Genomic DNA, 12,308 nt, shown 5'->3' with positions numbered 1-12,308 from the left:
ATGAGCGCGTTCCTCAGCCTCACCCCCGACGCCGCCGCCGATTTCGCCCGTGCCGCGCTTGCGGCGGTCGGCGCCAGTCCGGCCATGGCGGAGGCACTCGCCACCGCCACCGTGCGGGCCGAGGAGCGCGGACGCGCCTCGGTCGGCTTCGCCCACCTCATCGACTATGTGGAAAGCCTGAAGGCCGGCCGCATCCTCGGCACGGCCGAACCGGTCATCTCGTTCCCCGCGCCGGCCCTTATCGAGGTGGACGTCGCGGGCGGCATCGCCCAGCTTGGCTTCGACCGCGCCGTTCGGGAGCTCTCTCAGCGGGCGACGGATCTGGGCGCCGCCAGCCTCGCGCTGCGCGGCAGCTTCACCACCGGCGAGCTGGGCGACTATGCGCTGCGGCTGGCCGAGCACGGCCTCGTCGCGCTGGCCGCCACCAACGGGCCGCCGCTGATGAGCCCGCCCGGCGTCGCCCGGGCGGTCTATTGCACCAACCCGATCGCCTTCGCCGCGCCGGGCGCGCAGGGGCCGGCCCTGCTGGTCGACCAGGCCTCCAGCGCCACCGCCTTCGTCAATATCCGCGAGGCGGCCGCGCGCGGCGAGCCGATCCCCGCCGGGTGGGCGGTGGATGGCGAGGGCGCGCCGACGCAGGATGCCGCCGCGGCGCTGGATGGCCATCTTCTGCCCTTCGGCGGCGCGCGCGGCGCCAATATCGCGCTGATCGTGGAAATCCTCGCGGCGGGGCTGACCGGCGCCAACTGGTCGCTCGATGCGCCGAGCTTCGTGGCCGGCACGCGAGGTCCCGGCGTCGGCCTGTTCGTGCTGGCCATCGCCCCGCGCGGTGCCGCCACCGACCTCGCCGACCGGCTGTCACGGCAGATGGAGCGGCTGGCCGGGCTCGGGGTGCACATACCCGGCCAGGCCAAGCTGGCGCGGCAGGCACCGCCGGGGCAGCTGCGCCTGCGTGCCGAGGTGCTGGCGCGAATCGCCGCGCTGGCCGGCATCGCCGCCCCGACATGAGCGGCGCGTGACGAGTGGCGTCAGAGCGAGCGGGCGGTGAGCGCGCTCAACTCACGCGCCCGCGCCTCGGCCGCCGCGAGGCCGGCTGCCACCGCGCGATCGAAGCCCTCCGCCCCGGCGGTCTCGATCAGCGCGGCGGTGGTGCCGCGATAGCCGGCCAGCGCTTCGATGATGTCACCGGGCACGGCGCCCGGCTCCGCCAGCAGCCGGCTCGCGCCCGCCACAATGGAGGCGGCGGCGCGGCGGGCCACGGCGGGGTCGACGCCACGGGCCTCGGCATGAGCGATCATCGCGCGGGCGAGCAGGGCCGGATAGCCGGCGCCGGCGCCGGTGAAGCCGCAGAAATAGTCGATCTGACTTTCGGAGGGCACCTCGTCGGCGGCGCCGCAGCACGCGAACAGCCGCTGCACCAGCGCCCTGTCATCCGCGCCCACCTCCGCCGTCGCGTACCACGGGGTGTAGCATTGCCCGATCGTGGCCGCCGCGTTGGGCATGGTGCGCACCACCTTGCGCGTGCCGGTGTGGCGGATCAGCGTCGCCACGTCGACCCCCGCCATGAGCGAGACCAGAGGCTTGTCGCCGACCGCGATGGCGACATGGGGCAGATGCTCCAGCCGCACCGACAGCAGGACGATGTCGCAGCCCTCGACCAGCGCCTGATTGTCCGCCGTCCACACCGCCTCCGGGATAGGCCCCGCCCCGGCGCGGGTGGACAGGATGAGGTTTTCCGGCCGGACCACGCCCTTCGCGAGAAAGCCGCGCGCGAAGGCCGCCCCGAGCCAGCCGCTGCCGCCGATGATCCCGACCCGCCTGTCGGTCGGCTTTTCGGTCGGCTCCTGCCCATGTTCCATCGCTCTCTCCCCTGCTCGCCACGTTCCGGCGCGCTCATGCGGCACGGATCAAATCCCATTCGCCCGCCCCGCGAAATGTACGCCGCTGTTTGATAGATTGACACGGGTGTACAGGTGGCTAAATTTTCAGTCTGGTACCTTTCCAGGCAGGCATGCATGTCCAACGATCCGCTGCTCCAACCTTTCCAGCTCAAGCACCTGACGCTTCGCAACCGGATCATGACGACCTCGCATGAGCCCGCCTATGCCGAGGACGGCATGCCGAAGGAGCGCTACCGCGCCTATCATGTCGAGCGGGCAAAGGGCGGCATCGCGCTGACCATGACGGCCGGTTCCGCCTCGGTGTCGAAGGACAGCCCGCCCGCCTTCGGCAACGTGCTGGTCTACAAGGACGAGGTGGTGCCGTGGATGCGCGACCTCGCCGATGCCTGCCACGAGCACGGCACGGCGGTAATGATCCAGATCACCCATCTCGGCCGCCGCACCCGCTGGGACAAGGGCGACTGGCTACCGGTCATCGCCCCCTCGCTGGCCCGCGAACCCGCCCACCGCGCCTTCCCCAAGCGCATCGAGGACTGGGATATCGAGCGCGTCATCAAGGACTTCGCCGACGCGGCCGAGCGCATGAAGCTGGCCGGGCTCGATGGCATCGAGATCGAGGCCTATGGCCATCTCGCGCAGCAATTCTGGTCGCCGGCGACCAATGACCTCGACGCGCCCTATGGCGGCTCGCTCGACAACCGGCTGCGCTTCACCCTGGAGACGCTGCGGGCCATCCGCGACCGGGTGGGGCCGGACTTCATCGTCGGCGTGCGCTACACCGCCGACGAGGGCGACATGAAGGACGGCATGGGCCGCGAGGAAGGCATGGAGGTCTCGCGCCGGCTGAAGGCGAGCGGGCTGGTCGACTTCCTCAACATCATCCGCGGCCATATCGACACCGATGCCGCGCTGACCGACGTCATCCCCATCCAGGGCATGCCCAGCGCCCCGCATCTCGATTTCGCCGGCGAAATCCGCGCCGAGACGCGCTGGCCGGTCTTCCACGCCGCGCGCGTGCCGGATGTGCCCACGGCCCGTCACGCCATCGCGGCCGGCAAGGTGGACATGATCGGCATGACCCGCGCCCACCTCACCGACCCGCATATCGTGCGCAAGATCATCGCCGGGCGGGAAGACGACATCCGCCCCTGCGTCGGCGCCAATTACTGCCTCGACCGCATCTATCAGGGCGGCGCCGCCTTCTGCATCCATAACGGCGCCAGCGGCCGCGAGGAGACGATGCCGCATGACATCCCGCGCGCGGACACGCCACGCAGGATCGTCGTGGTCGGGGCCGGGCCGGGCGGGCTGGAGGCGGCGCGCGTCGGCGCGGCGCGCGGGCATGAGGTGGTGGTGTTCGAGGCCGCCCCGACGGCGGGCGGGCAGGTGCGCCTCACCGCGCAGAACAAGCGCCGCCGCGAGATGATCTCGATCATCGACTGGCGCCTCGCCCAGTGCGAGGCCGGCGGCGTGTCGCTCAACTTCAACACCTGGGCGGAAGCGGACACGGTGCTGGCGCAGAAGCCCGATGTCGTCATCATCGCCACCGGCGGACTGCCGCACACCGATGTGCTCTCCGCCGGCAACGACCTCGTCGTCTCCGCCTGGGACATCATTTCCGGCGACGTGAAGCCCGGCCGCAATGTGCTGGTCTTCGACGATGCCGGCGACAATGTCGGCCTGCAGGCGGCCGAGGTGATCGCCGCGGCCGGCGGCAAGGTGGAGATCATGACGCCCGATCGCACCTTCGCGCCGGAGGTCATGGGCATGAATCTCGTGCCCTATATGCGTGCCCTGCAGAAGCACGACGTGACCTTCACCGTCACCTGGCGGCTGGAGGCCGCCGAGCGGGCGGGCAATGCCATAAAGGCCATTGTCGGCTCGGATCATGGCGGGGTGCGGCAGGAACGGATCGTCGACCAGATCGTCATCAATCACGGCATCGTGCCGCTCGACGACCTGTATTTCGAGCTGAAGCCGCTCTCGCGCAACAAGGGCGCGGTCGACTATGACGCGCTCATCGAGGGGCGCCCGCAGACCCGCGCGGACAATCCCGACGGCGCGTTCCAGCTGTTCCGCATCGGCGACGCGGTAGCCTCGCGCAACACCCACGCGGCGATCTACGACGCGCTGCGCCTCGTCAAGGACATCTGATCCGGCACGGCCAGAAGCGCGCGCCCGCGAGGCGCGCGCCTATGCGCCGGCTTCCTTCAGCAGAAGGCCCACCAGCGCGTCGGCGCCGGCCTTCAGCCGGGCGGGGTCATCGTGGATGCGCTCCATCACCACGATGCCCCGCGTCTGGGTGACGATGAGATCGGCCGTCGTCTCCACCGGCAGACGCAGTGCCGGTGCGGATCGCGACAGCCGCTCGACCAGGCAGGCGTGGAGATCGCCCATCTGCTGGCGCAGCGCCGCGCGGATGGCGGGACTGCCGGCCTCCTCGTCAATGGCCGTCTTGGTGGTGAGGCAGCCCCGGCGTTCCGTGCGGATGTAATCGATGCTGAACGCGAACAGCCCGGTCAGCGCCGCGCGCAGATCGGGCGGCGCGAGGGCGCGCCGGACACCCTCGATATAGCGCGCCTGATAGCGGCGATAGGCGGCGATGAACAGCGCTTCCTTGCCGCCATAGGCATTGTAGAGCGAGCCGCGCTGCACGCCGCTCGCCGCGGCCAGTTCCTGCATGGAGGTGGCCGCATAGCCCTTGCGCCAGAACTGGGCCAGCGCGTCCGCCAGCAGGCGCTCCTCGTCGAACTGCCGGACCCCGGCCATGGCCGCCTCGCCTCCCCGAAATTCCAGACGCCCGAACACCCGAACGCTTCGCGCACGCCACCGACACCGACACCGACACCGACACCGACACCATCGCATGATTGACACTGATGTCAAATTTGACGATATCGTCAAAAATGACAATGGTGTCAAAAATGGCGCCGCCCGCGAGGGCGCCGCGCCGGCATCTGCGAGAGAGGTCACCATGACCCGCAACGCCGCTCCCTCCGAGCCTTCCCGCCCCGGCAGGGAACCCCTGCCCTGGGCCGCCGTGATGGCCGGCTTCTGCGCCAGCATGATCGGCATCGGCCTCGCCCGCTTCGCCTATACCCCGCTCATTCCCCCTCTCATCGAGGCGGGCTGGTTCACCGCGGACCGGGTGATCTATCTCGGCGCCGCCAATCTGGCGGGCTATCTGGTCGGCGCCATCATCGCCCGCGCGCTCGGCCACCGCTTCGGCAATGTCGCGGTGCTCAAGGTGATGATGCTGCTCACCGCGCTGTCCTTCCTCGCCTGCGCCTTCCCGCTCTCCGAGGCGTGGTTCTTCGGCTGGCGGCTGCTCTCGGGCGTGACGGGCGGCACGATCATGGTGCTGGTGGCGGCGACGCTCATGCCGCACATTCCGCCCGCACGGCGCGGGCTGGCCGGCGGGGCCATCTTTCTCGGCATCGGCCTCGGCATTGCCGCCTCGGGCACCGTTGTTCCGTTCCTGCTGCACTGGGGTCTCCGGGCGACCTGGCTGGGCCTCGCCGCCCTGTCCTTCGCCCTCATCGCCCTGAGCTGGGCCGGCTGGCCCCGCAACAGCCCGGCGGCTGAGCTCCCCGGACGCGCGACGGCGGAGCCCCGCCCCGCCCTGGCGCTGAAGGTGCTTTATGGCCAATACGGGCTCATGGCGGTGGGGCTGGTGCCGGCCATGGTGTTTCTGGCCGATTATGTCGCGCGCGGGCTGGGACAGGGCGCGCATGTCGGCGCGCTCATCTGGGTGGTCTATGGCATCGGCGCCATTCTTGGACCGGTGGTCTATGGCCAGATGGGCGACCGGCTGGGCTCGGCCCGTGCGCTGCGCCTGCTGCTGGGTGTTCAGGCCATCGCGCTCGGCACCCTGCTATTCGACCCGCATCTGGCGGCGGTCGCCATCGCCACGCTGGTGATCGGCACCTTTCCACCCGGCATCGTGCCGCTGGTGCTGCACAAGATGCACCACCTGCTGCCGGGCGACCACGCCGCGCAGGCTGCCGCCTGGAGCCGGGCGACCATCATCTTCGCCACCTTCCAGGCGCTGGCGGGCTATGGCTATTCCTATCTCTTCGCCATGTCCGGCGGCAGCTACCGCCTGCTGTTCGGCTATGGCGCCCTCGCGCTGGTGCTGGCGATCCTCGCCGATGGCGTGCTGGGATATGTGACCCGCCGCCGGCCGCGGGCGGGGTCTCTCTCCACCTAGGACCTTGCCACCTAGGACCTTGCCACCTAGGACCTTGCGCCAGGTTTCGGGCCGCTTGATCCCGCCAATATGGCTGTGCTCGCGGCCCATGTCGTCGCGTTTCGAGCCCGGCATTCACCAGTCGTTGCGGAACGCGGTTCCCCAGCTTCCGCGCGGCGGACGGAGCCGCGCGGCCGCGCGGAAGCTGCGGGGGGCCGTTCCAGTTACGTCCTTACCGACAGACGCGCGCAGGACGCAGTTTTCGTTGGCACGCCTCGGGTTTATCCGGACGGCCGGCACCTGTGTCTGTATCGTGACGAAAGCCGATGTCCGGCAAACCGATCGACGCTCCAGGAACCCTTCATGCTCATTCGCTACGGTTACGAGATCACGCTGAACTGCCAGCAGCCCACAGCGCTCGTCTGCCTTCTTTCCGTGCATGAGGATCGCGCCGCCGATATCCGGGCGCCCGAAACCGTTCTCACCACTCCGCAGGTCGCCACATCCACCTATCTCGACCTGTTCGGCAACCGCTGCCTGCGGCTGGTGGCGCCGGCGGGCGACCTGACCATCTGGGGCGATGCCACGATCGAGGATGACGGCCGGCTGGACGGGTTGTTTCCCGATGCGCGGGAAATGCCGGTGCCGGAACTTCCCGATGCCTGCCTGACCTATCTCATGGGCAGCCGCTATTGCGAAACCGATCGCCTCAGCCAGACCGCGTGGGACCTGTTCGGCACGCTGGCGCCGGGTTGGGGACGGGTGCAGGCGATCTGCGATTTCGTCCATAACCATATCCGCTTCGACTACATGCAGGCGCGCTCCACGCGCTCGGCCTTCGAGACCTATCACGAGCGCGTCGGCGTCTGCCGCGACTTCGCCCATCTCGCCGTCGCCTTCTGCCGCTGCCTCAACATTCCCGCGCGCTACGTCAACGGCCATCTCGGCGATATCGGCGTGCCGGTGGTCGACCCGATGGATTTCAGCGCCTGGATCGAGGTGTTTCTCGACGGCGCCTGGCACACGTTCGACCCGCGCAACAATGTGCGGCGGATCGGCCGCATCGTCGTCGCCCGCGGCCGCGATGCCGCCGACATCCCGCTGGTCAACTCGTTCGGCCCCCACGTGCTGAAGTCGTTCCGGGTGTGGACCTACGAGGTGCCCGGCGTGCCGCCGGTATAGGGCGAACGGCACGGCGGGCCATGCGGCGGGCAACGGCAGGCAAGCGGCGAACTCGGCCGTAACGTCCAGATTCAGATGCTTGGCGAGGGCCTCGACCATCCGAAATTGAGCGTTGCGGCGATCCCCCGACCGTGTCGCACGCGGGCGCCGTATATTCAATTTTCGGGCCGGACCCTGCGCGCCATCGTATAAAACAGCCCAGACACCCCGGAAATTACAGTCATGTCGCAAGGTATCGCCGGCCTACATTTGATTGCGCGGCCACACTTCGCAGATCAATCAAAATATATATTATTTTAAATTGTTGGATTATTTTCTTTTCATGTTGCTATGGAAAAATAATCATCTCGTATATTTTATAATATTTAGATGGTGCTTTTTTTCTCACGTCCGATCCATCATCTTTAGTGCGGCGTCGCCATCGATGATGAGGCCGTTGACGATCCCGCTGGCGAGCAGCGCGGCGGCAGCGCGGGTTTTCTCGGGGCTCGCGACCATCAGCACGACATTGAGATCGCGCAGCACGTCGAACGGCACGGCGATGGTGCGCTTGTTCAGCGGATGATCGACCGGGCGGCCATTCGCATCGAAGAAGATGCCGTTGGTGTCGCCCACGGCACCGGCCGCGTGCAGGCTGTCGAGATCCGCGGCGGTGAGCATGCCCTGTCGGCGCAGCAGCGCGCTTTCCTCCAGTTCTCCGACGCTGATCATGCACAACGTCGCGGTTTCGGCGATGGCGAGCGCCTTCGCCACCTGCCGCTGCGAGAGCAGCACCTGCTTGTCCTCCACCGTGTCGGCGATGAAGGGCACGGGCAGGAAATAACCCTCGCCACCGGTACGCTTGGCCAGTGTGTGGACGAGTTCGAACGGGTTGAAGGCCGAATTGGCGGTCAGCGAGCCCATCAGCGAGATGAACCGCGCGTTCGGCGCGCTGACCCCCGCCATATGCAGCGTCATCTGCTCCAGCGTCCGGCCCCAGCCGAGCCCGACCGTCGCCGGCTCATCACGGGCGAGATGGGCGCGCAGATGGTTGGCGCCGAGCAACCCAACCGCGCGGAAAGCCACCTTCTGGGCCGGGGAGAGGCCCGCCCTGTCGCCCTTATCCGTTGCCGGCTGGCGATCGAGGCCGAGATCGAGCGCGGGCGTCGCCTGGCAGAAGTCGAGCCCGAAGCGCCGGCGCAGTGCTTCCTCAACCGGCACCATGCCGGCGAGCTGGCGGTCGACCGTGATCGACACCACGCCCTCTTCCAGCGCGTCGGCGAGCAGGCGGTTCACGCGGGCCCGCGTCAGACCAAGCCGTTCGGCGGTCTCGGCCTGGTTCAGGCCCCCCACATGGTAGAGCCAGGCGGCCTTCACCATGAGCGTATCGTCGGTCTCGTCCATCATCCCTCGTAACAAATGTAATTCGTCTTGACGTTTGTATCGAGCCTGAAATAGCCTCTCCGCAACGCCCGACAGAGGCGGTCGGCAGATCCTGCGCCACCAGGCGCAGTTAGGGAGAGACTGTAAAATGCCATTTCGAGCAATGAAGAACTGTGTCCTCAGTGCTGTCGCCGTCGCCTCCGTCATGGCGGCGGTACCGGCCTTCGCGCTGGACATCGCCTGGGTCCATTCCAACGCCGCCGCCCAGTCCGAGCAGCGCGTGAAGGCCGGCTTCCAGGCCTGGCTGAAGGAAACCGGCAAGTCCGACTGGAAGGTCGCCTATCTCGACAGCGGCGGCTCCGGCGAGAAGACCGCCGCCAACATCCAGGACGCGGCGTCGCGCGGCGTCGGCGCCATCATCATTTCCATGGCCGATCTGCGCGCCTCCTCCGCGGCGATCAAGGAAGCCGTCGCGCAGAAGATTCCGATCTTCACCGTCGACAGCGGCTCGGTCGACGGCACTCTGGTCGATGTCACCACCAACAACTGGGCGATGAGCGCGACCGTCTCGCCCTTCTTCCTCAACGAACTCGGCAAGAACCCGAAGATCATCTTCCTGCGCATGGCCGAGCACCACGGCACCCGCAAGCGCGGCGAGACCATGGCAACCGTGCTCAAGGAGTACCCCGACGTGAAGGTGCTCGCCGAGCACAATATCGACTACACCGCCTTCTTCGAGGACACGACCCGCTCGATGCAGGACTATGTCACGCGGTTCGGCGACCAGATCGATGGCGTTTGGGCGCCGTGGGACGAGCCGGCGCAGGCGGCGCTGAACGCGCTGAAGGCGGGCGGCAACACCCACGCCAAGGTCATCGGCATTGACGGCCACCCGCAGGCGATCGCCGAGGTCTGCAAGCCCGGCAGCCAGATGATCGCCACCATCAGCCAGCCCTTCGAGAAGATGGGCGCGCAGACCGGCGAGTGGATCGAGGACATCGTCGTCGAGAAGAAGCCCGCCGCCGACGTCATCCCCTCCAAGGTCGTCTATCTCGACGCGCCGCTCGTCACCAAGGCGAACTGCAAGGACTTCCTCCCGAAGTGAGCGTCTGACGGCCGGCGCGTCGCGGCGCCGGTCGTCCCCTTTCGGCAGTGGAGGCAGCGGCCATGGCCATCGAACTCACCGACATCATCATGGACTATCCCGGCACGCGGGCCCTCGACCGCGTCAGCGTCGCCTTCCGCACGGATGAGGTCCATGGCCTGATCGGCGAGAACGGCGCGGGCAAGACCACGCTGGTCTCCATCCTCGGTGGCAGCCGGCTGCCCAGCGAGGGCCGGATGACGCTGGACGGCGAGAAGGTGAGCCTCGCCTCGCCGGGTGAGGCGCTGGCGCGCGGCATCGCCCATGTCTCGCAGGAAGGCAGCCTGGTGCCGAGCCTCACGGGGGCGGAGAACATCCTGCTCGGCGGCGAGCCGCGCTATCCCGGCGGCATCGTCCGGCGCGGTGCGCTGCGTGATCAGGCCCGTGCCTTGCTGGCGCGCTGGTTCCCCGACCTTACCATCGACCTCGACCAGCCGGTCGAGACGTTGCCCTATGCCGACCAGAAGATCATCGAGATCGTCCGCGCGCTGCGCGGGCGCATCCGCATCCTCATTCTCGACGAGCCGACCGCGACGCTGCCGGCGCGCGAGAAGGAGCGGCTCTGGGCGATCATCCGCCGCCTGCCCGCGCAGGGTGTCGGCGTGGTGCTGATCAGCCATTTCCTGTCCGAGATCATCGCCCTGTCCGACCGCATCACGGTGCTGCGCGACGGCCGGCTCATCCGAACCTTCCCGGCCGCCGGGGCGACGGAAGGCCAGTTGACCTCGCTCATGCTTCAGCGCGGGCACGGCCCGTCCGACGGCGGCGCACAGGACCGGCGGAGCGAGGCGCTCGGCCCGCCGGTCGTCGAGGTGTCGGACTGGAACATTCCGGAGGCGCGGGTCTCCTCGTTCCACATCCGCGCCGGCGAGATTGTCGGCCTCATCGGGCTCACCGGCTCCGGCCATTTCGCCTTTGCCCGCTCGCTCTACGACGCGCCGGACCTGCAAGGGGGCACGCTGCGGCTGGGGGAGGAAACGGTGCCACGCATCGCCGCCCACGAGATGCGCCGGCGCGGCGTCGCCTTCGTGCCCGACCACCGCATGATCCATTCGCTGATCGGCGAGTGGAGCGCGCGCGAAAACCTTGCGATGGTTCATCCCGAAGCCGGAGCCTACCGTGCCTTCGGCATTCTCAGCCCGCGCCGCGAGAGCACCGAGGCGCGGGCCGTGATGGGGCGCCTGTCCGTCAAGGCCTCCTCGACCGAGCAGGTGGTCGGCGAACTGTCGGGCGGCAACAAGCAGAAGATATCCATTGGCAAATGGCTCTACGGGGCCAAGGGACGCTATCGCCTGATGATCTTCGTCGAGCCGACCGAGGGCGTCGACATCGGCGCCAAGCGCGAGATCCACGATCTGTTGCGCGGACTCGCTGCCGAGGGCACCGCGATCCTCGTCGCCTCCTCCGACCTTATCGAGATCGCGGACCTCTCCACCCGCGTCGTATCCTTCGTCAACGGGCAAGCCCTCGGAGACCTCGCATGGCCCAACTTCTCGGAACAGAGCTTCATCGCGGCGATGTCGGGAGCGCGGGCATGAACACCGACGCCAGCGCATCCGTCGCGATGCCGCGCGCGGGCGAGGCCGCCCGCCAGCGCAAGCAGCTCTTCCTGCGCTATTCGACGCTGGTCGTGCTCGTGCTGCTGTTCATCGGCTTCTCGCTGGGGGTGGACCGGTTCCTGACGACCTCGAACCTGCTGAACATCCTCCAGCAGATCTCGATGCTCACCATCGTGGCCATCGGCCTCACCTTCGGCTTCGCCGCGCGGGAGATGGACCTGTCGGTCGGCTTCATGGCCGGCCTCGCCGGTCTCATCGCGCCGACCCTTCTGGTGGCCGGCTGGCCGCTGCCGGCGGCGCTCGCCGCCGGGCTCGGCGCAGGCCTCGCCGTCGGCCTCGTCAACGCCCTGCTGGTGACGATCGTCGGCGTGCCCTCGCTGATCGCCACTCTCGCCATGGGCTCCATCCTGTTCGGCGTGAACTTCCTGCTCTCGGGCGGCCGGGCGATCTATGGCGGCCTGCCCGACAGCTATCTGGTGCTCGGGCAGGGGCGGCTCTTCGGCGTCCCGGTGCTGGCCTTCATCATGTTCGGCGCGGTGCTCCTCGCCTGGTTCGTCATGGAGCGCACCATTGTCGGGCGCTACATCTATGCCGTGGGCGGCAACCTCAAGGCGGCCGAGCTGTCCGGCATTCGCGGGCGGCGCTACCGCCAGCTGGCGCTGGTCATCTGCAGCCTGTTCGCCGCGACCGCCGGCATCCTGCTCTCCGCCCGCCTCGGCTCGGGCCAGCCCAATGCCGGGCAGGACTATCTGCTCGACGGCCTCGCCACCGTGTTCATCGGCATGACCATGTTCCGGCCGGGCACGGCGACCATCGCCGGCACCTTCTTCGGCGCGCTGTTCATCGGCGTCATCAATAACGGCCTGAACCTCATCGGCCTCGACACCTACATCCAGAGCATCGTGAAGGGCGTCATCATCATTGTCGCCGTCGCGATCGTCTCCCGCACCACCAAGCTGAAGCTCCTCTGA

General features: G+C 68.2%; 10 protein-coding genes. 7 read left to right on the top strand and 3 right to left on the bottom strand.

The window, feature by feature from the left end:
• A complete protein-coding gene (locus tag QOZ99_RS04670; protein WP_306888787.1) occupies window positions 1-1,008 on the top strand; it encodes an Ldh family oxidoreductase in 1,008 nt (335 codons plus the stop codon).
• Between the two features lie 20 nt (window positions 1,009-1,028).
• Here QOZ99_RS04670 and QOZ99_RS04665 read toward each other — a convergent pair whose 3' ends face one another.
• Entirely contained in the window at window positions 1,029-1,859 is an 831-nt protein-coding gene (locus QOZ99_RS04665) for a pyrroline-5-carboxylate reductase family protein (protein ID WP_306888785.1), read from the bottom strand.
• 156 nt (window positions 1,860-2,015) lie between these two features.
• On the opposite strand from QOZ99_RS04665, the gene QOZ99_RS04660 reads away from it, so the two are divergent.
• Window positions 2,016-4,055, top strand: a complete 2,040-nt coding sequence (locus QOZ99_RS04660; RefSeq protein WP_306888783.1) for an NADH:flavin oxidoreductase — start codon at window positions 2,016-2,018, stop codon at window positions 4,053-4,055.
• Between the two features lie 39 nt (window positions 4,056-4,094).
• Here QOZ99_RS04660 and QOZ99_RS04655 read toward each other — a convergent pair whose 3' ends face one another.
• Window positions 4,095-4,670 (bottom strand): TetR/AcrR family transcriptional regulator, encoded by a 576-nt coding sequence (locus tag QOZ99_RS04655; protein WP_306888782.1) that lies wholly within the window; start codon window positions 4,668-4,670, stop codon window positions 4,095-4,097.
• Window positions 4,671-4,875: 205 nt separating this feature from the next.
• Between QOZ99_RS04655 and QOZ99_RS04650 the strand changes: the two genes are divergently transcribed.
• The gene (locus tag QOZ99_RS04650; RefSeq protein WP_306888781.1) at window positions 4,876-6,111 is read left to right on the top strand and encodes a YbfB/YjiJ family MFS transporter; all 1,236 of its coding nucleotides are present in this window, start codon (window positions 4,876-4,878) and stop codon (window positions 6,109-6,111) included.
• A 342-nt stretch (window positions 6,112-6,453) separates the two neighbouring features.
• Window positions 6,454-7,272, top strand: a complete 819-nt coding sequence (locus QOZ99_RS04645) for a transglutaminase-like domain-containing protein (RefSeq protein ID WP_306888780.1) — start codon at window positions 6,454-6,456, stop codon at window positions 7,270-7,272.
• A 384-nt stretch (window positions 7,273-7,656) separates the two neighbouring features.
• Here the strand turns inward: QOZ99_RS04645 and QOZ99_RS04640 are convergent, their stop codons facing one another.
• Window positions 7,657-8,658 (bottom strand): sugar-binding transcriptional regulator, encoded by a 1,002-nt coding sequence (locus tag QOZ99_RS04640; RefSeq protein ID WP_306888778.1) that lies wholly within the window; start codon window positions 8,656-8,658, stop codon window positions 7,657-7,659.
• 124 nt (window positions 8,659-8,782) lie between these two features.
• Here QOZ99_RS04640 and QOZ99_RS04635 point away from each other — a divergent pair, with 124 nt between their 5' ends.
• The 3 genes from QOZ99_RS04635 to QOZ99_RS04625 all read left to right on the top strand — a co-directional run bounded on the left by QOZ99_RS04635 (window position 8,783) and on the right by QOZ99_RS04625 (window position 12,308).
• Entirely contained in the window at window positions 8,783-9,739 is a 957-nt protein-coding gene (locus tag QOZ99_RS04635) for a sugar ABC transporter substrate-binding protein (protein ID WP_306888777.1), read from the top strand.
• A 62-nt stretch (window positions 9,740-9,801) separates the two neighbouring features.
• Window positions 9,802-11,316, top strand: coding sequence for a sugar ABC transporter ATP-binding protein (locus QOZ99_RS04630; RefSeq protein ID WP_306888776.1), 1,515 nt, complete (start codon window positions 9,802-9,804; stop codon window positions 11,314-11,316).
• Entirely contained in the window at window positions 11,313-12,308 is a 996-nt protein-coding gene (locus QOZ99_RS04625; protein ID WP_306888775.1) for an ABC transporter permease, read from the top strand. The genes QOZ99_RS04630 and QOZ99_RS04625 overlap by 4 nt, the downstream gene beginning before the upstream one ends.

It is taken from the genome of Ancylobacter amanitiformis, assembly GCF_030814815.1.
Classification (GTDB): domain Bacteria; phylum Pseudomonadota; class Alphaproteobacteria; order Rhizobiales; family Xanthobacteraceae; genus Ancylobacter; species Ancylobacter amanitiformis.
The sequence above is the reverse complement of the archived record's forward strand: the minus strand, read 5'-3'. Positions and strand labels throughout refer to the sequence as shown.

Excerpts from the sequence above, each read along its gene's own strand:
- QOZ99_RS04670 (WP_306888787.1), top strand. The coding sequence starts at position 1 with ATGAGCGCGTTCCTCAGCCTCACCCCCGACGCCGCCGCCGATTTCGCC.
- QOZ99_RS04665 (WP_306888785.1), bottom strand. The coding sequence starts at position 1,859 with ATGGAACATGGGCAGGAGCCGACCGAAAAGCCGACCGACAGGCGGGTC.
- QOZ99_RS04660 (WP_306888783.1), top strand. The coding sequence starts at position 2,016 with ATGTCCAACGATCCGCTGCTCCAACCTTTCCAGCTCAAGCACCTGACG.
- QOZ99_RS04655 (WP_306888782.1), bottom strand. The coding sequence starts at position 4,670 with ATGGCCGGGGTCCGGCAGTTCGACGAGGAGCGCCTGCTGGCGGACGCG.
- QOZ99_RS04650 (WP_306888781.1), top strand. The coding sequence starts at position 4,876 with ATGACCCGCAACGCCGCTCCCTCCGAGCCTTCCCGCCCCGGCAGGGAA.
- QOZ99_RS04645 (WP_306888780.1), top strand. The coding sequence starts at position 6,454 with ATGCTCATTCGCTACGGTTACGAGATCACGCTGAACTGCCAGCAGCCC.
- QOZ99_RS04640 (WP_306888778.1), bottom strand. The coding sequence starts at position 8,658 with ATGATGGACGAGACCGACGATACGCTCATGGTGAAGGCCGCCTGGCTC.
- QOZ99_RS04635 (WP_306888777.1), top strand. The coding sequence starts at position 8,783 with ATGCCATTTCGAGCAATGAAGAACTGTGTCCTCAGTGCTGTCGCCGTC.
- QOZ99_RS04630 (WP_306888776.1), top strand. The coding sequence starts at position 9,802 with ATGGCCATCGAACTCACCGACATCATCATGGACTATCCCGGCACGCGG.
- QOZ99_RS04625 (WP_306888775.1), top strand. The coding sequence starts at position 11,313 with ATGAACACCGACGCCAGCGCATCCGTCGCGATGCCGCGCGCGGGCGAG.